Origin of the sequence: Agrobacterium sp. CFBP2214, from assembly GCF_030209895.1 — a bacterium.
GTDB lineage: Bacteria > Pseudomonadota > Alphaproteobacteria > Rhizobiales > Rhizobiaceae > Agrobacterium > Agrobacterium radiobacter.
On record NZ_JARVRC010000006.1, the window covers coordinates 16,671 to 41,600 of the forward strand.

Here is a 24,930-nt window from a genome sequence, read left to right on the forward strand (position 1 = left end):
ACTCCGGGCTTTTCCGTTGCGGAATTGCAAACTGTGCAGTGTCAGCCTTTCGCGGCCAATGCCTTATCGAGACCGCGCTTCACACCGGCAAACAGCTCGTCCAGCTGCTCGGCAGTGATGATCAGCGGCGGGCAGAAGCAGATGGCTTCACCGATCGGCCGGGTGATGACGCCTTCGCTTTCGATGGCCGCAGCCAGCGTGAGCGTGGTATCACCCGCCTTCATGCCCTCCCATGGCTTTACCTCCAGCGCGCCGATCAGGCCGATACCGCGCGAGGAATGAATAAGCGGGTGGTCGGCAAGCGCGTTCAGATGATCGAGGAACTTTCCTTCCAGTCGGGCGACATTACCGACAAGGTCGCGCTCCTGAATGATCTTCAGGTTTTCCAGCCCCACAGCCGTTGCGACCGGATGGCCAGAGGCGGTGTAGCCGTGGCCGAAGGAGCCGATACGATCGGATTCATCGGCAATCGGCTGGTAGAAACTGTCATTCATGATGATCGCCGAAAGCGGCATGTAGGACGACGAAATCTGCTTGGAGACGACAAGCACGTCCGGCTTGATGTCATAGGTCTCGCAGGCGAACATCTTGCCGGTTCGGCCGAAACCGCAGATCACCTCGTCCACGACAAGCAGAATATCGTATTTCTTCAGTATCGCCTGCACACCCTCCCAATAACCTTCAGGCGGCAGGAGAACGCCGCCGGCGCCCATCACCGGCTCGCCCCAGAAGGCGGCGATGGTCTCGGGACCTTCGCGCAGGATCAGATCCTCCAATTCCCCAAGGATACGTGCGGTGAACTCCGCTTCGCTTTCGCCATCCTTGCCGAAATGCACATAGGAAGGGCAGGCCGTGTGCAGCATGCGGTCCAGCGGCAGATCGAAGCTTTCATGGTTGCGCGGCAGGCCGGTGATCGAGGCCGAGGCGATGGTCACGCCATGATAACCCTTGATGCGGCCAATGATCTTCTTCTTGTTCTTCTCGCCCAGGGCGTTCGAGCGATACCAAACCATCTTGGCAACGAGATCGTTGGCTTCGGAGCCGGAGGAGGTGAAGTGCACCTTGGACATCGGCACCGGCGAAAGCTCGATCAGCAACTCGGCGAGATCGACGGACGGGCCGTGCGTCTTGTAGGAAAAGGTGTGGTAATAGGGCAGCTTCTGCATCTGCTTCGTCGCCGCTTCCACCAGCCGCTTTTCACCGAAACCGAGCGCCACCGACCAGAGCCCCGCCATCGCCTCGATATAGCGCTTGCCGCTGCTGTCGGTCACATAGATGCCTTCGCCGCTCTCGATGACAAGCCCGCCGGTCTTTTCGAATTTGCGCAGATTGACGTTCGGATGCATCTGATAGGCGATATCGCGTGCCTCGACGGAATTCGGCAGGATGGTCATCGATAAAGGCTCCATTTTCGGTTGATGGTCGGCGTGTCAGACGTGCTGGCCGCCGTTGATGTGAATTTCCGCGCCGTTGATGTAGCTCGACTGTTCCGAGCAGAGGAAATAGATGGTCTGCGCCACCTCGGCCGTGGTGCCGAGCCGCCCGAGCGGCACCTGCGCGTCCACCAGTTCCGCCGTTCCGGGGGAGAGGATGGCGGTGTTGATCTCACCCGGCGCAATGGCGTTGGCGCGCACGCCACGCGGGCCGAACTCATGCGCAAGTTCGCGCGTCAGCGCCGCGAGCGCCGCCTTCGATGTGGCGTAGGCCACGCCTGCAAAAGGATGCACACGTGAGCCCACAATCGATGTGACGTTGACGATGGAGCCCTTCGCCTCCTCAAGTTCCGGCAAAAGCGCGCGGGCAAGCAGCGCCGTCGAAACGAGATTGACGTTCAGCACCCGCGTCCAGATATCCGCCGTCGTATCCTTCACACCGAGACGACTTCCGCCTTCACCCTTGGGCGAAATTCCGGCATTGTTGACAAGCGCCGCAAGCTTTCCCTCCGGCAGGCGTGAACGCACCTCGTCCGCCAGAGCGTCAATACGGGACAAGTCCTCCAGATCAGCCTGAATATGGCTTTCCCGTGCAGACGGCCAACGGCATTCCTCGGAGAAGGGTTGCCGCGATACGGTGAGAATTCTCCAGCCCTTTTCCTGAAACAGCTTGACGGTGGCATGCCCTATTCCGCGGCTGGCGCCGGTCAGAAGCATATAAGGAACAGCCATATGAGAACTCCTGTGCCATGCGGACCGTTGAGCCGGCCGCGCATTCAGCCCCGCATGTTAGAGCGCTGCCATCGGCTGACAAGGTCTTTTTTGTCGCGGCGCAGCGATGGCGGATCGGCGACGGGCTAATCCCATTTGATGTACGGCTTTCACCCGAAGGGAATATTTGAAGCCGACCGTTTCCCCATAAAATGAAGCCTCCCGAATGTGTGATCAGTATTGGGAGGGGGACGAATGCGCATCGATATCATCGACACGGACGCCGGCTTCGAGGCGATCCGCGAAAACTGGGATGCGGTGTTCATGGCCGATCCCCATGCCCGGCATTTCCTCTCCTGGGGATGGCTCAGGGATTATATGCCGCGCCGCAGGCGCTGGTTCATCCTTGCGCTGCGCGAACGGCCGGAAGGCTCGCCCTATGTGGCGTTTTTCCCGCTGCGCATCGTCACCGAACCGGACAAGAAAACCGGCCGCTTCCATGATAGCATCGTCATGGCAGGCAATGCGGCGGCGGATTACACCGGCTTCATCACCCTGCCGGACTATGAAGATCACGCCGTTGCCGGTTTCTGCTCCTATATACGCCAGCAGAACTGGACAGAACTGAAACTCGATTATCTCTCCGGCCCGCCGGAGCGTCGCGACGCAATGATCCGCGCGCTTCAGGGTCCGCTCGTCATGTTCCGCGACAACATGCCGACCAACCCCTACAACATCAACAATTGCATCTGCCCAGTGGTGGCCCTGCCGGAGACGTTCGATAGCTATCTCGACAGCCATATGAGCAGCCAGACCCGGCAAAAGCTCCGACGTTTCCTGAGAAAGGTCGAAGGCGGCGATGAATATAGCATCACCTTCGCGACGAGAGAGACGATCAGGCGGGATATGGATATCCTGTTCGATTTCTGGCGCATCCGCTGGGCGCCGCACAAGGGCAAGGAGCGTACGGAACTCCTGATCGGCGCGACACGACAAATGTTGATGGATGTCTATATCCGCGGCGATCTGGAAGTACCGGTCCTCTGGTTCGGCGACCAGCCGTTGGGGGCACTCGCCAATATCATCGACCGCCAGAAGAAGTCGGTCCTGTTCTATATCACCGGCCGCGACGAGAACTGGAAGACCCCTTCCCCCGGCCTCGTGCTGCATGGCCACTGCATCCGCCGGGCGATCGAGCAGGGTTTCAGGACCTATGATTTCCTGCGCGGCAACGAGCCTTACAAATATTTCTTCGGGCCGGAGGAGCAGAAGCTGAGCTGCACGTTGTTCCGCACCCGCTCGGGCGAAAATCTCGGCGGCACGCTTCACCCCCGCAGCATCCGTTTTGTCTACGAACAGGCGCTCAAACTCTACAAGAGCGGCCAGAAGGCGGCCGCCAATATCGCCTTCGGGCAGGTGCTTGCCGCAGCACCTGACCATCTCGGCGCGCAATTCGGGCTCGCCAATCTGTCGTTCGACCGGGGTGAATTCCGGGAGGCCGAGATCGCCTTTCTAAGCCTTCTGGCCGCTGGCCAGGAACCCGTCGTCCTGTGGCTTCGCATCGGCGAGGCCCGGCTGGCGCAGCAGTACTACCACGAGGCATCCGAGGCCTTCCGCCAGGTAACCAATCGCGCACCCTTCCACCGGGAAGCGCTTTATAAATGCGCGGTGGCGCTGATTGCCGCCGAAAGAACGGTGGAAGGCGCTGAAATCCTCGACAGGCTGCAGCATTATCATTCCGACGATGCGGCGCATCTGGAATATGCAGAAAAAGCCCGTGCAGCCCTTGCCAGGCTGGAACTGGCAAAGACAAAGGTTCCGCTGCCGTCAGATATCGTCACCCTCGCTACCAAGCCGAAAACGGCGGGCAAACGCTGGCATCCGCCAAAGGTTTTGCATTAAAGGCAACGCCCTGTAAGTTGCGGCTGGAAAAACCGGCCGGACGACTTGCAAGGATTTTTGATGTTTCTGACCAACAAGGACATGCTCGATCTCGTTGAGCTTCGCCATGATCTGCACCGTCATCCGGAAATCTCCGGCGAAGAAAAGGAAACAGCGCGGCGCATCCGCACTTTCCTGAAGCAGGCGCAGCCCGACCAGCTTTTTGCGGATCTCGGCGGCCATGGCGTCGCCGCGATTTATGACAGCGGCAAAAGCGGTCCGGCGATCCTGATCCGTTCGGAGCTCGATGCTCTGCCTATCCACGAAAAGAGTGAGGCCGAATACCGCTCCGGCACTGATGGGAAGGGCCATCTTTGTGGCCATGACGGCCATTCCACCATTCTGACGGCGCTGGCGCTCGGCCTTTCCCGGCAGCGCCCGGAGACCGGCCGCGTCATCCTTCTGTACCAGCCGGCGGAAGAAACCGGTGCGGGCGCCGCCGCCGTGCTCGCCGACCCGCGCTTCGAACACATAAAGCCGGACTACTCCTTTTCACTCCACAACCTGCCGGGCCTGCCTTTCGCCCATGTCAGCGTCGTGGAGGGACCGGTCAACTGCGCGTCGCGTGGTGTCAAAATCCGCCTTTCCGGCAAGACCGCGCATGCTTCCTCGCCCGAACACGGCATTTCCCCCATGCGGGCCATCTCTCAGCTAATGCCGGCCTTGGCCGAACTCGGCTCCGGTTTCCCGCCTGAGCCTGATTTTTCGATGGTGACGATCACCCATGCCGTGATGGGCGAAGCCGCTTTCGGTATTTCCCCGGCCGATGCGGAAATCTGGGCGACGCTGCGGACACTGACCGACGACCGGATGGAAAAACTCTGCGAGGCTGCGGAGTCATTGGCGAGAAAGGTTGCAGCCGAGCAGAAGCTCACGCTCGACATCACCTATGACGATATTTTCCTCCATTGCGAAAATGCGCCCGACGCGGTCGAGCATATCCGGCAAGCGCTGGACGAGGAGAAAATCTCCCACGGTTCGGAAGGGCTGCCCATGCGGGCTTCCGAGGATTTCGGCCGCTTTCGCGCCGTTTCGTCTTCGGCCATGTTCTTTCTCGGCGCAGGCAGGGACTACCCCAACCTGCACAATCCCGACTACGATTTTCCGGACGCGCTGATCGGCAGCGGAGCACGCATCTTCATGCGTATCATCCGCAACCTCACCGACGTGAAATAAGCGGCCACCGGCGTCACGCCGGCCTGCCTCAGCCGCCGCCCTGCGGGCCGTTACTCGGACGAGCGGCGCGCACGGCAGCCAGGCCCTTGATCCCATCCTGATTTCCGATGGCTGTCAGGCTTTCGAAAATCCGCGCCGCTTCGCCGTAACGGCGCATGGCGAGGTAGGAATAACCACGCAGCACCATCAGGTCCGTGCGCTCATCCGCCAGCCGTGCCCGCTGGTCGAGCAGGAGAAGCGTTTCGGCATAACGCTTCGACTGGAAGGCAGAAACCGCGCGATCAGCAAGGATCGAGACCTGCAGCTCCGTCGCGCGCGGGCGGTCCATGCTCGATTTCGTCGCCGAAACGGCGGCGTGGTCCGTCAAGCCCATACGCAGATAAGCAAGGCTCTGGCCATAGGCTGCGTCGCTTTTAACTGCTGACTGACCGCCTTCAAGCGCGGCTTCGAAGGCTTTCAGCGCCTCCGCCGGCCGGTTCGTCTCCATCAGGCACCAGCCGAGATCGAGCGCCTGCTGCGGCGGCAGACGCTGCGGATCGGGATAGGCCGCGCAGGAGCGTGGGCGCGATGCGGCGCTGGCTTCCCTTTGCACCTGCACCGGTCGGCGCGCCTGCTTGCGTGCGGGTTCCGGCTGCTGGACGACAGGCGGGGCATATACCACCGCCGTCTCGGCCTGCGGCACATAGGCCGATACGGGCGCCGTCGCCTGTGGGGCAGTGGACGGCGCGGTTATGGGGGCAACCGTCTGCCCGGACTGATCCACCATGCGCGCCGTTCCCACATCGGCGATCCGCTGGGAGCGGCTTGCCCATTGCTGCTGGATGCCACGCAGACCGGCGAGATTGCGAAGATCGTGATAGCTGACGGCCATGCCGTAGGCAGACGGCTCATCATCGGGCTTCCAGCCAAGAGCCGTGCTGAACCATTGCAACGCTAGCGGGGTCTGCCGGAAGGCGAGCGAGTACCAGCCAAATTGCTGCGCGGTGGCCGCATCCTTGCGCGCCACGGTTTCAACGGCGATGCGTTGCAACACATCCGGCGGCAGCACGACCGGCGGCTGCAGCGCAAGAAGATTGGCCGTTGCGGCAAGATACGTCGCAAGCGCATCGTCGGAAGCCGTGCGCCATTTATACATGACGTCCTCGGCCTCGCGCGGCTCGTTACGGTCGATCAGCGCCAGCGCCAACCCTTGAGAGGCGGACGCGCTGTCTTCCTCTTCCCGCGCCTTGCGGAACCACTTTTCCGCCTCTGTCATGTTCTTCTGGCGGATATTGTACCAGCCGAGCAACAGGGCGTCGCTCGCAAGCTTGTCGGTTTCGGCAAGCCGCTCAAGCCGCATCACATAGGCGGAGGGAACGGCAACCCCCTCTTTTTCGCCCTCTTTCACCTTTTCCCCGGCCTTCGCCACGAACTGGCGGGCGAGATCGTTCTTCACCGGTTCGAATTCCAGTTGGCCGTCTGCGCCAGGTTTTTCCTTGGCCAGCAGATCGTTCATCATTTCCGCTGGCAGAAGCGCAGATGCCTTCTGCACCGTGGCGAGCCTGTCGCTTGCAACAGTGCAATTGTTGAGAATGTAGAGATAGGCGTCGCGCGCCCGTCCCATCCGGTCGGTATTGGCGAAGGCGTCGGCCACCCGCCACAGAACATCGACTTCGCTGCAGGTCAGCAGGCCGGGATTGTTGGCCGCCGTATCCACCACCGTCGCATATTGCTTGAGATCGGAGGCATTGACGAGCCGCTGGCGCGCTTCGGCCAAGGTGAGCATGCCCGTCAGATTGTCGGGCGGCTGCCAGCCGGGTTCCGCCTGCTGGCGGTCGGCAATCGCCTTTCTCACCTCGGCATAACGGCCGTCGGTATAGAGCTGCCACATGGCATCGAGCCGAGGATCGCCGTTTTCGGGAATGGCGAGAGGATCGGCCGGCGGCGTCCAGTTGGGATAAAGCGTGCGAAGACGCGCGATTTCAGCCTGAAGGCGCTGGGTATCGCCTCTCGCCGCAAAATAGCGTAGCGCGCTGAGATCGACTTCGGGCATGCTGCCCGATGTGGGCTGGGGCGTACGAGGGGCCGGTGCCTGCGCCGTCTGTGTTTGCGGTGCTTGCCCGCCGGCCTGCGTCACCGGCAAAGGATCGGTCGCCGGCACCGTTACCGGCGGTGTCGCGGGCTGAGTCACCTGCGCCATCTCGCGGTTTTTGACGAAAGCGTTGATCTGGGCCGGATTGGCTGCCGGCGAAATGCGCTGCACGGCGCGGTTATCACCGACCGCCGAGGTATGCACGTCCGAAACCCGCCCGAGAATGCTGTCGCGCCAGTGGAAGGCGGCGAGCGCAATCAGAAGCAGGATGAGAGCCGAGGTCGACAATGGCTTGTTCATCGGCATTCCCCGTTATTCCTTGCCAGAAACGACAATGCCAGAAGATGCAATGTGGAAGGATAATAAAGTGTTGGCTGAAAGTTTTTAAGTTCGGCGGGAATGGCCGCCCCCCCGCTGACGCAGCCGGCGAGCGCCGGAATGATACGATAGCCGGGATCCGACAGGACATCCTTGACCTCGCCACTCTTCAGGTCGAAGGTTCCGGCAGCGCCGCTTTCCAGCGTCATACCGGTTTTCAGACGGGAAAGCAGATCCGGCGAGCCCATCTTCGCCATTGCAAGATAAAGCGGAATACGCACCGCATTATAACCGAATTCCGGCGGAAAACCCGACGCCGGCTGCGGCTTCGTCTTCACAGACACCCAATCGGCCGGCAGTTTTCTATCGCTGAAAGCGAAGGCGCCGATCTGCGCCACGCCGTCATCGGCAAGAGCTTTCCAGAGCGGCGATGGCGCGACGAGATTGAGGACCGGAAACGCCTCGAAAATCAGATAGGAAGGATTGACCACTGGCCCGTCCTCCCGGTCGCCCTCGTCAAAACCGCTGGCAGCCGGCAGAAGCAGCACCCGCCCGCCACGTTGTACCACCGTCTTCTTGAGAACGGCGGATGCGATGGCCGCGGATGCTTCGGCATAATCCTGACGGTTCCATTGCCCGGCCGCCAGCGCCAGCGCATAGGCGATCAGAATATCGCCATCCGTGGCATTGTTGATATCAGTGACATGCGGCTTGGTGCGCGGATCCCATTTCCAGGCGGAAAGCCCGTCATCACGCACCAGCAGCTCGGTACGTGTGAAACTCCAGATCAATTCGAAGTCGGACAGGTTGTCTGCAAGCACGGCAAGCCACATGCCGTAGCCCTGCCCTTCGCTGTGGCTGATATTGCCGTTGCCGGTATCGATGATACGACCACCGGAATCCAAAAATGCACCCTTATAGGTCGACCACGCTTCCGGTGAGACCGAAGCGGCGCGGCTGACGGAAATACCTGCAAACACCGCCATCACGGACACGAGGAGAATGCCGGCCAGTTTCGAGATCCCGTTCTTCATCGATGCCGCCCCATCATGCGCAGCATCGTGAAAGTTGCGAGGCCGAGGAGAGACACGAAACCGATGAACGCCAGCGAATAGGAAAGCACATTGGATGACAGCCAGTTGGCGGCAACCAGCCTCCAGTTGGACAGGGAAAACGCCCGCGTGACGTAAAAATACGGCCGCTCCACCTCCACCGTTTCGAGCTTTTCGACAGCGGCATCGTAGGCGGCGACACGACCCGTGACACCGCGCCAGCGGTTTTCCCGCGTCATCGCCGCCATGCCGTCAAGAAGTTCCGCTGATGTCGGTGCTGTGGCAAGCGTCCACACCCCCTGGCCGGAGGGGCTGAGTCCCTGCGCCAGCATGAAGGAGACATTGCCGGGTGGCGCATAAGGCTGCTCGGCCGCCGGCAGGAAGCGCAGCGTATCCGAGCTCAGGTCGAAATTCCGCTTCATCCACTCCTCGAGAGACGACACCTGCCCCTCCCAGACACCGCCATCCACCCGTTCCCGCCAGTCGTTGAAGAGGGTTTCGCTGCTCTGCGCGGGCGGCTGAACGCCGGTTCCCATTTTCCAGGATATCTGGCTGGACGGAACGAGATTGAACTGGCCGATCAATGCCTGCGGGAATTGCGAAATCGTTCCGACGAACAGCGCGTCGCGGTCGCCGATCACCAGCGGCGATGCGACAGTCTCGATGTTGATGGGATGCCCCGCCACGCTTGCCAGCCGGCTGATCAGCGTCGCTGCCGCAGACATGGTGTCAGTGTCAAAACGGTCGAGCGACAGTGCAACAGGAGTTCCGCCGGTCCGATAGGGCTGTCCGGCGCCCGCCATCGCGGCGAGGTCGGGCTTGCGGCCGATCTGTGCATAGTCCGGAATATGAAGTTCAGACGTGTCGAACAACGCAAAACGCGGGGTCGTGCTGGCGGGCGCGCCCGGCGCACAGGCCTGATCCTGCGCCGTCATCAGCACCGCCTCGATGGTTACCTTGTTGGGCCCCGGCTTGAAATGACGCATCGTCACATTGATCGGCAGATGCCGGAAAATGCCGCCGCCATTGTTGGAAATCGGCACGGTCGAGGCGATCTCGTCATTGACGTAGATATCGATATGGCTGCCCGGCAGTACCTGCGACGAATAGGCGGCGTCGAGCAGAAGCGACGCCTCACCATAGGCCGAGGCATAAAAATCGGCGGGCATGCCCACGTAAAACTCATTGCGGAAACGCCGGCCGCCAAATTCGGTGCTTTCGAGGCCAAGTTCGGAAAGCGCGATACGGCGGTCCGACATCACAAGCGGCACATCGGGCGCATGCCAGCTGCGGGTCGAAAAGGTCGTTCTCTGCGCCCCGGGCGTACGCGATATCGAGGAAAACAGCGTCTCTATTGCCGCCTGAACCGCCTGCGGGGTGGGGCCACTGACGAAAAGCGGCGAAAGACCACCAGGTGCTGCGGCGCCAAAGCCGGCAAAGGCGCCCGCCGACGCCTCGGGCGGCAGCGTACCGACTATCCCGGCAATCTCACGGGCGGTTCCGACGAGGACCGTCAGCGTGCCTGCCTTGCGTTCTGTGGAAGGCGCGGCCACGAAACGGATCGCCTGGTTCGGCATCTGGGTTCTGAGCGCCAGCGCCTGTGAAAGACGCAGGAAAGAATCCGCAAACGCCGGATTGCCGAGTGCCGGCGCGACAATCTCGATCGACGTCATCGCCTTGCCGTCCGGCCCCGTTGCCTGAATATCGTCGATATTGGCAAAGCTTCCTGCGACATCGGCATTAAAGCCGATATAGGTGCTCGCAGGGTCGACATCGGTCCACAGATCATAGGTGGACTGGATCGTGCAATCGGTTCTGTGGCGTTGCTGCACGCCCATTCTCACGACATTTGAGCCGACCTGCAGGACGCCGGGCGGAATCTTCAAGGAGACATTGCCCTCGCTGTCGGGCGCTTCAATACGCGCCGGCTCCAGCGGGACATTGTTCAGGCTGACCTGAAAATTCGAGCTTTCCGGCGCGACCACGATGGCGTTCTGATAGCCGATATTGAGCGAAACGGCGGCATTCACCTGCTCCGGCGTCAGATAGATGCTCCATTGCCGGCGGTCGATCTCACCGGAAAGGCTGAGCTTTTCATAGGGCAGGATATATCGGCGGCGGCTGTCGGCGCTGAGCGGCGAGGCCTGCGCCGGAACCGGCCTTGCGCCTTCCTGACGCGGAGGAGCCGAAACCGGCGGCGGCAACGGAACGGCGGGGCGTTGTTGCTGCTGCGGCGCGGGCTGAACCGAAAAGGGCGGCGTGGCGGATGGCTGAGACGGCGTTGGGGCCGGCTTCTGGGCAGGAGGCTGCTGGCGCGGTACGGCAGGCGGAATGGCGGACGGCGGTACGGGTGTCGGAGCAGTTTGGGCGGGCCGTTCCGGCGACATGTCGAAGGGGGAGGACTGCGCCATCGCGCCCGTCGCAACGGCCCCCCATACCAGCACTGCCAGAGAATCCCGGATGGATTTACGGCCGGTCATTTTACGGCTCCGACAGGTTTGGCGTCTTTGGGAGCGGGCCGAAGCGTCCGGACCAGATAATAGAGGCCACGCTGCGTCTGGAAGAGCGAGATGGCCAGGAAGATCGCCGTGCCGCGGATAAGGCCGGGGTTCTTGCGGCGCACCCGCTGAAACTCGCTCCACTGTTCCGAATTGGCGAAAATCAGGTCCGCGATCAGGCGGTGATCGACGGCGCGCTGCGGCGAGAAGGTGCAACCGATCGAGACGAAACCCTCGCCCTTAACCGTCCGCACCACGTTGACAGGCATGGTTTCCGGCACACCCTCGCTATGCGGCTTGACCTTCACGATGGCCGTCGCCCCTTTTTCGATATTCGTCGCGCTATCGAAGAGATTGATCAGCAACCCGTGCACCGACACGTTATCGATAGAAGCCGGCACCCAGGCGTCGCTGCCCTCAAGCTTGACTTCGCAACGCCGTTTGACCGTGATGCGCCGCGACGCCGACTTATCGCCGCGTTCGGAAACGACACCGAGCGCGCAGCCTGCAAAGATGAGATTGAGCAGGTTCCAGCCGCCGACCACGAGCGTGACATCCGCCTTGTAGGGTTCGCTGTAGATGCGCCATACGGCAAAGGCCATCGCCACCACCAGCAGCGCGAAGATGACGAAGAACGGCCGGCTGATTTCCGAAAGCCGCGCCTCGGCAATGGATTCATCCTTCGCCGTCACCTTGAAGGTGGGCTTGCCGGGGTTGAAGATCACCGAAACCACGGCGGGCAGAAGGTGAACCGTCTGCACATATTCGTAAAGCTCAGAAATCCATGGCCAGCGGAAGCTGCCATAGAGATAGTTCTGCATCATCAGGTTCACGAGCATATAGGCCGCCGTATAGGCCAGGAACTCGCCGCCGGAGGCCACGAAAATCTGCAGGTCGAAGAACAGGTAGAAGAGCGGCGCGAACAGGAAGATCGTGCGCGGAAACGGAAACAGCCAGAACAGCGTCGATGACATGTAGCAGAGACGCTGCGTAAACGAGAGACCGCGCCGGAACAGCGGCTGACGGAAGATCAGGATCTGCATCATGCCCTGCGCCCAGCGGCTGCGCTGGCCGATGAAGCTGGCGAAGGTGGCGGGTTGCAGCCCGGCGATCAGCGGCTTGTCGACATAGATGCTGTTCCAGCCGCGGGAATGCAGCGCGAGCGCCGTTTCGCAATCTTCCGTGATGCTGACGCCGCTGAAACCTTCCGTATCCTGCAGCGCCTCGCGCCGCAGGACGGCGGCGGAACCGCAGAAGAAAGCGCCGTTCCATTTGTCGAGACCGCGCTGGATGATGCCGTAGAACATCTCGTTTTCGCTCGGCATCGTCTCGAAGGTGCGCAGGTTGCGCTCGATTGGATCGGGATTGACGAAGAAATGCGGCGTCTGCACCAGGAAAAGCCGGGGGTCCTCTTCGAAATATCCCACCGTCTCCAGCAGGAAGTCGCGGGCGGGCGCGTGGTCGGCGTCGAACACGGTCACAAGCTCGCCGGTCGAATGGGCAAGACCGTTATTGAGATTTCCAGCCTTGGCATGGACGTTGCGTTCGCGCGTCAGGTAACGCACGTCGAGATCTTCGCAGAGCTTCTTCAGCTCTTCGTGGCGGCGCTGCGCCGCCTGCGCCTCGACAATATTGCTGGCGTTGCGCTTCTGCACCGAGCCGCCGTCGTCCAGCAGCCATACGGTGAAACGGTCAGCCGGATAGTCCATGTTCTTGGCCGCTGCCAGCGTATTGGCGAGAAGTTCAGCATCCTCGTTGTAGCTCGGCACGAAGACATCGACCGTCGGTCGGTAATCGGGCGAACCGGGCCGCGTCTTGCGCGATGGCAGCGGCATCGACACGATGACAAGGCTGAGGCCCAGCATCACGACGCTATACATCTCCGCCAGATAAAGCAGAAAACCGGGAATGAAGTTTTCGAGCTGGTTGACCGGCGGCAGCGTGCTCGTGGTGCGCCAGTAGACATAACGCAGAACGATGGCGGTGCCGAAACCGAGCGCGACCAGGCGCCAGGCGCCCTGCCCGTTGAAGCTCTTGATCGTTGCGAGAAGGATGAGCGAAATCGCGGTTGCCACCAGATGCGTCTGCAGGCTGACCGGCATCGTGACGATGGCCAGAACGCAAAGCGACACAAGCAACCAGACAATGACTGTGATGGCCTTGTTCATCCAGAAACTTTCCGTTCTCGTCCCCATCCGGAATTTAGGCCCGGAAATTTTGCGATATGCGCCTCGGCGCTTCCTTCTCCGCTGGTTCCGGCGATCACCTGCATCCTGGTGACGCTCCCGAACCGGACAGACAAGCTGGCGAGGGAATGGACACCTGCGGCACCTGCGACGGTTGCCGGCTGCTTTCCACCGGCCCGCCATCCATCCGCCTGCCCGCCACCGAAGGTCGAACAGGCTGGACCGGCGAACCCGCCGATGTTGGCGATGGGATATTGACGGCAGCAACGGGTGGCAGCGGCTGTGGTTCCGGCTGCGCGGGTATGACGGTCGCCACGCGGCGGACTGGCCGGACGGGCACACTAGCGGTCACTTCGCCGCCGGGTCGCATCGGCACATCCTCCGCCTTCATGGGATAGACCGGGCTTCCGGGTCGCCCGAGGTTCTGATCGACGGCCCGCGGCGTGCCGTAGGGGTTCCAGCTCGGCGAGGCATAGGTGCCGGTAATGGTGTAATTATACATGACCGCCAGCAGCCGCTCGACGCTTGCGCCAGATTGGCAAAGACGCAGCCGCACCTTGATGCGTCCTAGATTGCGGAAGTCCTGCCGCATGCTTTCCGGCGAGCGTATGTCCTGCCAGCCATAAAGGCAGCTATCGTCGCCGCGGCCGTGGCCGGCGGCATAGGAAAACGCACCATAACCGTTCTGCAGGTAATTTGCCGACATGGCTATGTTTTCGCCCGGAAACTCGGCGCGGATTTCCCGCGCGACGGAAGATGCCCGGAAACCGGAAAAAGCCAGGGCGTCGCCACCGGTGTCGCCGGCCTGTTGCGGACCGAAAAACTCCGCCTTGATGTAGTTCTGCCCGGGGGTCGCCGCCTCAGAGCGCAAAATGACCTGCTGCGCCACGGCGTTGGAATAGGTTCGGTTGACCACGGTGACGATTTCGGGACCGCCGGGTGGGGGGAAAACCAGCGCCTCGGAAGGAGATGCCATCTGCGCGCCGCCGAACGACCGAACGCCCGCGGGAGTATTGCAGCCCGAAAGAACCGCAACGGAGAACAGCAATGAAGTATAGGCAGAAAATTTCACTGCCTTGCGCCCCTTTGTTTCCCCAACGCCGCCCAGGTTAAAAGGAGACCGAATCACTAATGACCAGACCATTGCTACGAAATACGTGAGGACTACGAATAAGCAATCTCAAATTTGCGTTGTAATTTCTGACACTTTATGAATCGCGAATCGCCGTTGCGGCCCTCATCTCCCACGAAAGAAGGGGAACTAATGACGCCGCCAGGGGTTGGCGTCCTGTCAGGCCGATAATTTTACGGTTGCAGCGCAATATGTCCCATGGTCTACTTGCGTCTATTATTACGTATTTTTATTGGTCAAATTTTTAATTCAACTGTAAAAACAGAGAGTTACCATATGACAGTGCAATTTCCGAGCATCGCGCAGACGCTTGCCGAAGAGATCGGAACATTACGCAAATGGCTTGACAAAGACGCTCTGCCCCTGTGGTGGGAGGCGGGTTCGGCCCGCCCGGATGGCGGCTTTTACGAGCGTCTCGGCCAGGATGCGAAGCCGGTTTTTTCCGATGACCGCCGCGCCCGCGTGCAGCCGCGTCAGGCCTATTGTTTTGCCGCCGCCGGCCAGCACGGATGGCAGGGGCCGTGGAAAGATGCGCTCCTGCACGGTCTCTCCTGGTTCGAGAAGGTTTATCGCCTTGAAAACGGCCTTTACGGCAACCTTGCCGACCAGACCGGCAGGCTGATCGACCCCTCCTTCGATCTTTACAATCAGGCCTTTGCGCTTTTCGCCGCCGCGCAGACGGCCGCGAGCCTTCCCGAGCGCAGGGACGAGATGCGCGGCCGGGCGCTTGATATCCTTGCCATCCTCGAGCGTGACTACAGACATCCCATTGCGGGCTTCGAGGAAGAAAACCCGCCGCGCACGCCGCTCTGTTCCAATCCGCATATGCACCTTTTCGAGGCGATGTTGGCCTGGGAGCAGCAGGACCCGCAAGGTCCGTGGTCGGCGCTGGCTGACGAGATCGCCGGTCTGGCGCTAACCCGCTTCATCGATAGCGGCAATGGCGGGCTGCGCGAGTTCTTCGCCCATGACTGGACACCCCATGACAGCGACAAGGGCCGGATCATGGAGCCGGGCCACCAGTTCGAATGGGCATGGCTTCTGGTGCGCTGGGGAAGCCTGCGCGGAAACGATGAAGCGATCGACAAGGCAAAACGCCTGTTCCAGATCGGCGAAGAGCACGGCATCTGCCCGCGCCGCAAGGTGGCGGTGATGAGCCTCTACGACGATTTTTCGGTGCATGACGGGCTGGCGCGGTTATGGCCGCAGACGGAATGGCTGAAGGCTTCGGTGCGGCTGGCGAGCGTCACGAACGGCGAGGAACGGCAGCGTTACCTTGCCTCCGGTCTCAGCGCCATCGGCGCGCTGCAGCCTTTCCTCGACACGCCGGTCAAGGGTCTCTGGTTCGACAAATGGCCGGCCGACAGGCCGATGCTCGACGAGCCGGCGCCGGCAAGCACCTTTTATCACATCGTCTGCGCCATCTATGAGGCCGAGGCCGTGCTGGCGACGGCTAACTAGCATCGGACCACCGGACGAGCGGCATCACCGCTCGCCGGTTTTCGACGTCGATCAGGCCTTGGCCGGGCGCACGACGCGCCAGTCCGGTCTGCCGAGATTGTGCGGCCAGGAATGAACATCCTTGTCGTTGAAATAGACGACCTCTTCCAGCTTTGGAAAATCCGCCTGTTTCAGCGTCACGTCGTTCATCCACGGACGAACATAGGAATCGCCGCCTTCATAACCCAGTTCGGCAACCCAGACCGGCTTGTTGAAGGTTTCGACAAGTCCATAGCCCTTGCGCAGCAGATCGGTGAAGGTCTTCGGTCCGCCATATTCGATCTTGTCGTACTCCTCGAGACCGAAGACCGAGAGGCCGACCAGATCGGCGTAACTATCACCGGGGTAGTAGGCCTGCAGACCCTCCAGACCTTTCGGTGACCACATCACCTTGACGCTGGGAACCGCCTTGCGGGTCATGTCCACCATGCGTTTATACGCCGTGATGTAATCACGTGGGTTCCAGCCCGACCACGAGAAGCGGCCGGACGTGTCTTCCATTTCCTGTCCCCAGCGCAGGATCAGCGGGCTTTTCATCGCCGACATGCGCGCGGCGATCGCCTGCATGTTCTGGTCATAGTCACCTCTCATCACCTTGCGGCGCAACTCGTCGGAGGTGAGCCGCCAGTTAACGTCCCAGGACCAGGGTTCGACCGTGATCAGCACGTTGCGCTTGCGCTCCAGAGCGTAGGCATCCGCAAGTGCGAGACTGTCGAGATCCACGTCCTCCCAGGGCAGGAACAGATGTTCCGACGCCACCCCGGTCTGGGCCGTGAAATCGCCGTGCGGATCGTAGGCACCGAAACGGATACCGTCCGCATGCAATGTCGGTCTTTTGTCGGCAAGTGTCTTCATGCCCGTCGACGTCATGGGGGCGACACCCTGTGCGTCGAGCTTGAGCACCGGATACATACCGGCGGTAAAGGCTGCGGCGGCACCACCTGCGAACAGAAGTTTTCTTCTTGTTATCTGCATGACACCTTACTCCCTACCTTGTTGCCGTCATCGCCTTGTCGTAAGCGGCGATCTGCGGCGTGACATCGTCCTTGCGGACGAGTTTGAGGAACTCATCGCCAGGGCGTGGCGGGTTGTGCCGGAACACGTACCATGGCCCGCCCTGTTTGCGCTGGTAGAGCACCTTGCCAATGCGGCCATGGTCGAAGCAGGTATCGGCCTTGCCGTTTCCTGCCGCACTTTTCCAGGTGGCGCGCATGCACAGGGTGCCGTTGGCATCGACGGTCCAGCGGCCTTCACCGATGGACTTCTTGCCCTTTTCTTCCGTTGCAGCGACGAATTTGCGGTCTTGGGCGATGAAGCGTCCGCCGCCCGTTTCCCATTTCCAGGTCTTGTCGAAGTACATGTCCACGACTTCGCTGGTTCTGAGCGGTTTCGGCGTCTTCGTGCCGCCTGCAGCGTGGACGGCGCTTGGCACGACCACCGCAAGACAGAGTACGAAAGCGGAGAATCCGCATTTGCTTATTGTTGTTTTCATCACAGCCTCCTCCTTCATTGTCCGACCCTATTGTCGGCCAGCATGATCTCTCCGGTTGTCACCGCCGGCGGCGGCACCACCATGGGTTCCGCCTGCATTTCCTGCGGTCCACGCAGTCCCGGCACGGCGATGCGCAGTTTCAGACGTACCGATCTGGCACCCTCCACGCCCGCGCCGGCGACCGTGAACCGCGTTTCAGTGAAACTGACATAGGGTTGCCCGTGCGACAGGGCTTCCAGCCCGCCGATCGCATGGGAGCTGAGTTCTGCGGCACTCCCCGCCACCAGCAGCAGCGAACAGGCAGCGGCGGTCGCTCCCCCACGCAATGCCGGCAGCCTTGGCACGCCGTTTTCCATCGCATGGCGGATGAGCAGAAACACCGAAAGGCCCGCATAGATCGCCACATTGAGGGCGGCGAAGACGAAGAAGCCCTCCGCCCCGTTTTCACGCGGCGCCAGAACCATGGCCACAAGGCTGAGCGCTGCCAGAAGAATGTAAGGCGCGACGACCCTCAGCGGCAGCGGCGGTTTTGCCTGCGTGCCCTTCGGCGTGATGCGGAAATCGACGAAATCGCCACGGATCGTGTCGCGTATTGCCGCCAACACACCCATCAGCGACCAGGGCCAGCGCAGGAACAGAAACACTATGGCTTCCCAGCTGAAGAGCTTCGCATCATGCGGACGGAATGCGCCCGTGGCACGCCAGAAGAACGCAAAGACGATCATGATCAGCGAAACCGGCAGGAAATGCGCCAGGAACGCCGGATAGGACGCATTGACCAGCACATCTCCGCGCATCAGCGCAACGGCGGGAAGCACGAACATCAGCGCCATGAAGCCGGAAAACAGGGGATACCAGAGCTGCGAAAACAGGAACTGGAACTTCAGCCGCGGCGACAGCTTCGGCACATAGTGCCGCGAATATTGCAGCAGAATGGTCATAAGGCTACGCGACCACTGAAACTCCTGCACGATGAGATCGGCAAACGTCACCGGTCCGTCGCCATGGGCGATGGCGTTGACGGCGTGAACACCGCGCCAGCCTCCGGCATTCATCAGAAGCGTGGTGGAATGATCCTCGGCAAGCTCCGGCCCCAGGCCGCCCACTTCACGCAGGGCCTTCGTGCGCACGGCGTAGTGCGAGCCGATGCAGAGCGGCGCCCAACCATTATTGTAACCCAGCTGCAGCGCGCCATGCAGGCTCGCCTCGGCATATAGCCTGCCGCGCGCCGCCCAGCTTTCACCGGCATTGGCATCGCAAATGCTCGGGGCCGAAACATATCCAATCTTCGGATCGGCAAAGGGACGGATGATCTCGCTCAGATAATCCGGTTCCGGCACATGGTCCGCATCGAACTGCGCGACGAAATCATAACGCCCATACCCGTAATGGTCGTAGAAATAGGCGAGATTGCCCTCCTTGCAGCGCGTGCGCCGAGGCCAGCTCTTGCGATGATACTCGGCGACACCCTGTCGGGTGGAAACGAAAACGCCGTGCGCGCCACACCATTTCAGCGTTTCCGCATCCGGGGCCTCATCCGCAAGCCACACGTCGAACTCCAGGCCCTTCTGCTCCAGCATCGCGAGCAGCGTCTTCTGCACCACGGCGAAAGGTTCCGACGGCGCCTTGGTGACGACCATCGCCACCCTGCCCCGCGGCAGAGGGGAGCGCCGGTCGACGACCCTTGCGTTGAGAAAGATGAAGATGAAATAGGACGGCAGAAGCGTGATCCACGCGAGCGTGATCGTGACGACGGTGTAATAGGGCCAGTCGATGACGCGATCGCGATCGAGCCACCAGATCCAGAAATAGGCGAGTGTCACCATCCATCCGCCGATGCCGAGAAGATAGGCCATGCGGTTCCAGCCGGCAAAGACCGGCAGCATCCGCAGATCGCTGGTGACTGCGACGGCGCGGGCCGAGGGAACGGAAGGGGTTGAACGCGCTTTCATGACCGCACCTCCAGTCCGAAACCGGGACCGGCCGTCCGGATGATGGTATCGATATCCGAACGCTTCGGGATAAAGCCGAGCATCTCTTCCGCACGCTTTATATCCGCAAACAGGGCTGGCGGATCGCCGGCACGCCTCGCACCGAAATGAACCGGCACTTCCTGCCCCGTCACGCGGTGGATCGCCCGGATGATGTCACCGACGGATGTGCCGTGACCGGAGCCGAGATTGACGCGCAGCGTCTCGCCACCCTCGGCAAGATAGTTGACGGCGGCGACATGGGCATCGGCCAGGTCGCTGACATGGATATAATCGCGAATGCAGGTGCCGTCGCTGGTGTCGTAATCCGCCCCGAAGACATCCAGTTGCGGCAGCCGTGCGGCAGCCGCCATCAGCGCCCGCGGGATCAGATGGGTTTCAGGCTCATGCCGTTCGTAAAGCTCACCGTCCGGATCGGCACCGGCGGCATTGAAGTAACGCAGGGCAACGAACCGCAGACCATAGGCCGCAGCATAATCATCAAGCGCCATTTCGAATATCAGCTTGGTGCGCCCGTAAGGGTTGACCGGCATTTGTGCCGTTTCCTCGCGGATCGGCAATTGCGGCGGAACGCCATAGGTGGCGCAGCTGGAAGAAAACACCAGCCCGCCGATATTCTGGTCGAGACAGGCATCCAGGAGCGCCAGGCTGCCGCCGACATTGTTGCGGTAATATTTGCGCGGATCTTCGACGGATTCGCCGACATAGGCATTGGCGGCGCAATGAATGACGAAGGCCGGCGAGAATTCCCTGAGCGTGGCCTTCAGGAGACCACGATCCAGAATATCCCCCTCGATGAAGGGACCCCAGCGGACAGAATCCGCGTGACCCGTCGAGAGATTGTCATAAGCGATGGGCTTGAAGCCGGATTGGGCCAGCGCCTTGCAGATGTGGCTGCCTATGAATCCGGCCCCGCCCGTGACGAGGATTGTGCGGGGCATCTCATACGGCCTCCGCTACAGTCTTGCCTGCCAGCAGTGCATCGAAATAGACGATGGTTTTTTCCAGGCCGATTTCGAGCGGCACGCGCGGCTGCCATCTCAACAGTTCCTTTGCCCGCGAAATATCGGGGCGACGCTGCTGCGGATCATCGATCGCGGCGGGCAGATGCACGATGCGCGACCGGGAACCCGTCATGCGGATGACGATATCGGCGAGCTGCCGCACCGGAATTTCCGTCGGGTTGCCGAGATTGATCGGCCCGGTGCAATCCTTCGGCTTGGCCGAGAAGCGCAGGAAACCGTCGATCAGGTCATCGACATAGCAGAAGGAACGGGTCTGGCTGCCATCGCCGTAAATGGTGATGTCAGCGCCCTTCAACGCCTGGACGATGAAGTTCGAAACCACACGTCCGTCATCCGGTCGCATACGCGGCCCATAGGTGTTGAAGATGCGTCCCACCTTGATATCGACACCGAAGCTACGGTGATAATCGAAAAACAGCGTTTCGGCGCTGCGTTTCCCTTCATCGTAACAAGCTCGCGGCCCGATTGTATTTACATTGCCGAAATAGGTTTCCGGCTGCGGATTGACGTGCGGATCGCCGTAGACTTCCGAGGTCGACGACTGCACTACGGTTGCACCGCATCTGCGCGCTACCTCGAGCACGTTGACGGCGCCAAGCACATTGGTGAGCAGCGTGCCGACGGGATCGCGCTGATAATCTGGCGGTGAGGCCGGTGAGGCGAAGTTGAAGATCAGCGAGACATCGATGTCATAGGGTTTGCGCACATCGTGCTCGACTAGCAAAAAACGCTTATTGTCCCGCAAATGCGCCACATTCGCAGTGCGCCCGGTCGAGAGATCGTCGAGACAGATCACCTCGTGACCGCAACTCAGCAGGCGTTCGCAAAGATGGGAACCGAGAAAACCGGCGCCGCCATTGACGAGAACACGTTGGCCAGGCCTCCACTCGGAGTAGATGGTGACGCCGTTGTCATGTTCGTTGGGAACGAAATTACGCATTACACACTCCTCCCCATGAGGAATCAGCGCAGCTGATTCAACTAAACTGGATCAAACTCCCGATTGCACGAAATCTTGAATATCATCCTCCGGTTTTTACTTCTTCTGGAGGTTTTAATATTTCGATTCGATAAATTTCAACTTTCATGATAGGCGCGGAAGAAAACAGGTCAACTTAATTTCATCAAAATATTACAATTGATTACCCAAAATTACTCAAAATAGTCTCTTCATTTAATACTTTTTAACTATGCCTCCATTATGCCTTTCTTATTGAGCATTAGCGCAAGCTTCGCTCAACCAGTCGGGGCTATCCTGGTTTTGTAAGGCTCGGTCCACCGGGAACAAAACCGCCCGGCGAGATGCGACAGACAGTCGATTTCAGGGGACACACATGATGAATGAAATGCCTTATTCCCATGGCGGCAAAGCAGCCCGCCATTGTCGTTTTGCGCTTGTTGCCGCAGCACTTGTAACTTTCACTTTCGCGACGGCTTCATGCTCAGTGGTCGAAGACGCCGTTCTCATCAAGACCGCGTCGGCCAATACCGCCACGATCAACAGCCGGGTTGCTCCGGCGAAGGCGTCCTACGGTTATCAAAAAACCGGCAACGCAGCCGTTACGCTTGTTGCCGATGCCTCGGGCACACCCGCGGCATCGCGGCAGTCCTATTCGGGTTCTTCTCCCTATATCTGCTCACCGAGCGGATTCGGGCAGAAATCCCGCTGCTTCCTGAGGCCCTGAGCCTCCTGGAGAGAAACCGGAGGGAACTGGCGTCCGGACGGCTCTAGCCGCCCCGACGCTCAGTTCTTCCAGCCGCCGGAGAAGGTCGTGTCTTCGTCTTTGTTGAAGAAGCGCGACGCCGCCTCCGTGCGGTTGCGCACGTTCATTTTCTTATAGATATTGCGAACGTGAACCTTGACAGTGTTCTCGGACAGATGCAGCCGATCAGCGATGATCTTGTTTTGCGTTCCCTTGCAAAGCAGGTCGAGGATTTGCACCTCGCGCGTCGTCAGCGCGGCCACGTCACCCCTGCTCGCAGCAAGGGCATCGGCACGATTGGCGATCACGGCATTGCTTTGAACGCTCTTGCCATTGATGGAAGGCGAATAGGGCGTGAGCTTGCCCAGAAGAGCTGCGGGAAAATGTTCCCCGCCCTTCATAAGCAGATCGACGGCCGCCATAAAGACATCGAGCCTGAGATTGAGCGGCAGCACGCCATCAATGACGCGCATTCCCACCAGCCTTTTCAGCGGCTCTTCGAATTTGTCGATGGTTTCGACGACGAGCGCGATCGGCGCGTCGGGATGCTTTTCCCGAACCTCCGAAAGAACGGCATGAAGGCGCTCACCGGGCATCCGGTAAGGCAAAACCAACCGCACATTGTTGCCGTAATCGTCCTCGATCCCCCCTGACGAGGTTATACTCACCACCGCGAATGTAGGGAACTTTTTGCCCAGCGCCTCCATGAGGCACTCGGAAAACAGGTCCGGATCCGCGATGACCAATAAAGTTCCATTTATAGGAGCAACGGCGTTTTTTTGTTTTGCCGCATAATCTGAAGTTCCCATGAACATTGACGCCTCCCTAAAGCGCTTACGCATTACGTTCTTTTGGTTGTGCAGTCTGTTGTCCGTCGGGTATCTTTCCCCTGGATCTTTAGGGGCCTCTCCCCGCCTCAGGCCATGTCAACTATTATTAATCACCCGTTAATTAACACACGCTAATACGAAAAGCTGTGTAAATAAATGGCCCAAACGGGTTATTTTTTACAATTGACATACAAAATAGGTTACACCGAGATAGAATCATTCATCCGGTAACCCGCTGCAAAAACAAACACATCGGAAAAGCTTTCGCTGTGGTTTTGCAATCCTGGAAAATATAACTTTTAGTTGATATCCCTTTACATAGCTCGCCGGCGAAAGACCCCCGGAGCTGTTCCGTTTCGGGATAATGGCCTTTTCCCACCGAAATAAACCATGTTTTTCGAAAAGCCGCGTTTCTTCCGGCACAGCGGCATTTTTCTACGGCCAAACCAGCGAAACGGACCGCCGGACCACCGCTCGCGACATATATATTCGGGATGGGCGCCGATGTGTTTAGCCCGAATTGATATCTAGGAAGCGCAATTTTTCTGCGGCACAGTCTGACCGTCGCTGAACGGCGGCCGATGGAAAGACACCTCCGGCCTTGACGTGTGTTTGAAAACGCCGGTCCCTTTTCAAGAAATATGCAAAGCGAAAAAGACGAAAGCCACCGCGCTCCCCATCGGAGCGAGGAACGGATTTGTGCGCCGTTTTACCGAGTAGCGCACAAGGGCTGAACGAAAAGAGCCCGGTCACGGGTCAATACCGAACCGCAGATGATGCGTACCGAGTGCATCTGCAAACATCAATCTTAATGCTATCAGGAGCAAGCGCGAAAAAATCCCGTTTGAGATGAGAGGGATTTCGAAAGCTGCTCCGAGCTTTTCGGAGGAAATCGAAATGGGTTATAATCCAAAGTCCGGCGACGATATCACCAAGATCGGCGCGCTTTCCGATGGTTTTGCCAACACGGCGACCAACGACGCCAAGGTGGAAGACAGCAACGTCGGCACCGCAAACGGTGAAAACCGCAACAACGACAACAGCGACAACAGCACCAATGTGGATGTTGACGCCAAGGTCGATGTTTCCGCCAATAACGGTGACAATCGCGACAACGACTATGACTGGAGCTATGACAGCAAGTCCTATAGCGACAACGACACGAGCACCAAGACGAGCACCGAAACCAACACCGATATCAAGGTCGACTACGACTGGAGCTATGAAAGCAAGTCGTACAGCGACAACGACACCAATGTGAAGACCATTACGGATACGGACACGAAGACGTCCAACTATTCCGACAACGACACCTCCACCAAGACCACAACGACCTCCGACAGCTTCAACTCCGCTGACAGTTTCTACAAGTCGGATGACGACTTCGGCAACATCACGGGCGTCAAGGATGTCGGCAATCTCGGCATCGCCGGCGGAGACCTCACCTTCAACCTCGGTGACGACTTCTCCTTCACGCTGGACGTTGACAACATCCTCAACGGCTCGCTCAATGGCGACGGTAACGACACCGGCTTCAGCATGGTGCAGGCCAACCACCTGGCAGATCAGGATGAGGCCTATGACATCAAGATGCAGAATGGCGGTGCGGAAAACCATCTGAGCGCCAATGCCGGTGACGCCTTCGGCGCCGAAGGCATCGACGGCAAGGGATGGGACCTCAAGGCCGGCGACGACGCCGCAGGTACCAGCACTGCAGATGCATCGGCAATCCTTGCAAATTCCGGCTTCCATCTGGAACTGGTGCAGGGTGCCAACATGCTCTCCAACGCAGTTGACGCCACGATCACAGGCGGTAACTCGCATGTTTCTGACGTCGGTGAGGATCACTCCTGATACCCACCTCTTGACGA

18 protein-coding genes are annotated in these 24,930 nt (G+C 59.9%); 5 read left to right on the forward strand and 13 right to left on the reverse strand.

Going from position 1 to position 24,930, the window contains the following annotated elements:
- Nucleotides 1–41 precede the first annotated feature (41 nt).
- Together QRN60_RS15840 and QRN60_RS15845 are read right to left on the reverse strand one after the other, a co-directional pair.
- On the reverse strand, nucleotides 42–1,394 hold the full coding sequence (locus tag QRN60_RS15840; RefSeq protein ID WP_003506383.1) for an aspartate aminotransferase family protein: 1,353 nt from the start codon (nucleotides 1,392–1,394) through the stop codon (nucleotides 42–44).
- Between the two features lie 36 nt (nucleotides 1,395–1,430).
- Nucleotides 1,431–2,165 carry an SDR family NAD(P)-dependent oxidoreductase gene (locus tag QRN60_RS15845; protein WP_003506382.1) on the reverse strand — a complete coding sequence of 245 codons (735 nt, stop codon included), beginning with the start codon at nucleotides 2,163–2,165 and terminating at the stop codon, nucleotides 1,431–1,433.
- Between the two features lie 234 nt (nucleotides 2,166–2,399).
- Here QRN60_RS15845 and QRN60_RS15850 point away from each other — a divergent pair, with 234 nt between their 5' ends.
- Nucleotides 2,400–4,046: a GNAT family N-acetyltransferase gene (locus QRN60_RS15850; RefSeq protein ID WP_003506381.1), complete on the forward strand. Its 1,647-nt coding sequence runs from the start codon at nucleotides 2,400–2,402 to the stop codon at nucleotides 4,044–4,046.
- 60 nt (nucleotides 4,047–4,106) lie between these two features.
- Complete coding sequence (locus QRN60_RS15855) at nucleotides 4,107–5,261, forward strand: amidohydrolase (RefSeq protein ID WP_003506379.1); 1,155 nt, start codon at nucleotides 4,107–4,109, stop codon at nucleotides 5,259–5,261.
- A 28-nt stretch (nucleotides 5,262–5,289) separates the two neighbouring features.
- Here the strand turns inward: QRN60_RS15855 and QRN60_RS15860 are convergent, their stop codons facing one another.
- The 5 genes from QRN60_RS15860 to bcsN all read right to left on the reverse strand — a co-directional run bounded on the left by QRN60_RS15860 (nucleotide 5,290) and on the right by bcsN (nucleotide 14,362).
- Nucleotides 5,290–7,638, reverse strand: a complete 2,349-nt coding sequence (locus QRN60_RS15860) for a cellulose synthase (protein WP_162691479.1) — start codon at nucleotides 7,636–7,638, stop codon at nucleotides 5,290–5,292.
- Nucleotides 7,629–8,684, reverse strand: a complete 1,056-nt coding sequence (locus QRN60_RS15865) for a family 8 glycosyl hydrolase (protein ID WP_080866825.1) — start codon at nucleotides 8,682–8,684, stop codon at nucleotides 7,629–7,631. The genes QRN60_RS15860 and QRN60_RS15865 overlap by 10 nt, the downstream gene beginning before the upstream one ends.
- The gene (locus QRN60_RS15870; RefSeq protein ID WP_111817951.1) at nucleotides 8,681–11,182 is read right to left on the reverse strand and encodes a cellulose biosynthesis cyclic di-GMP-binding regulatory protein BcsB; all 2,502 of its coding nucleotides are present in this window, start codon (nucleotides 11,180–11,182) and stop codon (nucleotides 8,681–8,683) included. The genes QRN60_RS15865 and QRN60_RS15870 overlap by 4 nt, the downstream gene beginning before the upstream one ends.
- On the reverse strand, nucleotides 11,179–13,368 hold the full coding sequence (bcsA, locus tag QRN60_RS15875) for a UDP-forming cellulose synthase catalytic subunit (RefSeq protein ID WP_111817952.1): 2,190 nt from the start codon (nucleotides 13,366–13,368) through the stop codon (nucleotides 11,179–11,181). Before bcsA ends, QRN60_RS15870 begins: the two co-directional genes overlap by 4 nt.
- Nucleotides 13,369–13,462: 94 nt before the next feature.
- Complete coding sequence (bcsN, locus tag QRN60_RS15880) at nucleotides 13,463–14,362, reverse strand: cellulose biosynthesis protein BcsN (RefSeq protein WP_111817957.1); 900 nt, start codon at nucleotides 14,360–14,362, stop codon at nucleotides 13,463–13,465.
- A 432-nt stretch (nucleotides 14,363–14,794) separates the two neighbouring features.
- Between bcsN and QRN60_RS15885 the strand changes: the two genes are divergently transcribed.
- On the forward strand, nucleotides 14,795–15,979 hold the full coding sequence (locus tag QRN60_RS15885; protein ID WP_111817953.1) for an AGE family epimerase/isomerase: 1,185 nt from the start codon (nucleotides 14,795–14,797) through the stop codon (nucleotides 15,977–15,979).
- A gap of 51 nt (nucleotides 15,980–16,030) precedes the next feature.
- Here the strand turns inward: QRN60_RS15885 and QRN60_RS15890 are convergent, their stop codons facing one another.
- From QRN60_RS15890 to QRN60_RS15910, 5 genes are read right to left on the reverse strand one after another with little or no spacing between them, the layout of a single operon-like run.
- Nucleotides 16,031–16,993, reverse strand: coding sequence for a glycoside hydrolase family 26 protein (locus tag QRN60_RS15890; protein WP_060724773.1), 963 nt, complete (start codon nucleotides 16,991–16,993; stop codon nucleotides 16,031–16,033).
- Nucleotides 16,994–17,006: 13 nt separating this feature from the next.
- Nucleotides 17,007–17,510, reverse strand: a complete 504-nt coding sequence (locus QRN60_RS15895; RefSeq protein WP_111817958.1) for a DUF995 domain-containing protein — start codon at nucleotides 17,508–17,510, stop codon at nucleotides 17,007–17,009.
- A gap of 14 nt (nucleotides 17,511–17,524) precedes the next feature.
- Nucleotides 17,525–19,462, reverse strand: a complete 1,938-nt coding sequence (locus QRN60_RS15900) for a glycosyltransferase family 2 protein (RefSeq protein ID WP_111817954.1) — start codon at nucleotides 19,460–19,462, stop codon at nucleotides 17,525–17,527.
- Nucleotides 19,459–20,442 (reverse strand): UDP-glucose 4-epimerase GalE, encoded by a 984-nt coding sequence (galE, locus tag QRN60_RS15905; RefSeq protein ID WP_003506360.1) that lies wholly within the window; start codon nucleotides 20,440–20,442, stop codon nucleotides 19,459–19,461. Before galE ends, QRN60_RS15900 begins: the two co-directional genes overlap by 4 nt.
- Nucleotide 20,443: 1 nt before the next feature.
- Nucleotides 20,444–21,466 carry a UDP-glucuronic acid decarboxylase family protein gene (locus QRN60_RS15910; protein ID WP_003506358.1) on the reverse strand — a complete coding sequence of 341 codons (1,023 nt, stop codon included), beginning with the start codon at nucleotides 21,464–21,466 and terminating at the stop codon, nucleotides 20,444–20,446.
- Nucleotides 21,467–21,860: 394 nt separating this feature from the next.
- Between QRN60_RS15910 and QRN60_RS15915 the strand changes: the two genes are divergently transcribed.
- Nucleotides 21,861–22,211: a hypothetical protein gene (locus QRN60_RS15915; RefSeq protein WP_020011870.1), complete on the forward strand. Its 351-nt coding sequence runs from the start codon at nucleotides 21,861–21,863 to the stop codon at nucleotides 22,209–22,211.
- A gap of 59 nt (nucleotides 22,212–22,270) precedes the next feature.
- Here QRN60_RS15915 and QRN60_RS15920 read toward each other — a convergent pair whose 3' ends face one another.
- Nucleotides 22,271–23,044, reverse strand: coding sequence for a helix-turn-helix transcriptional regulator (locus QRN60_RS15920; RefSeq protein WP_111793210.1), 774 nt, complete (start codon nucleotides 23,042–23,044; stop codon nucleotides 22,271–22,273).
- A gap of 912 nt (nucleotides 23,045–23,956) precedes the next feature.
- Here QRN60_RS15920 and QRN60_RS15925 point away from each other — a divergent pair.
- Nucleotides 23,957–24,913, forward strand: coding sequence for a hypothetical protein (locus QRN60_RS15925; protein ID WP_003506352.1), 957 nt, complete (start codon nucleotides 23,957–23,959; stop codon nucleotides 24,911–24,913).
- Nucleotides 24,914–24,930: the final 17 nt, after the last annotated feature.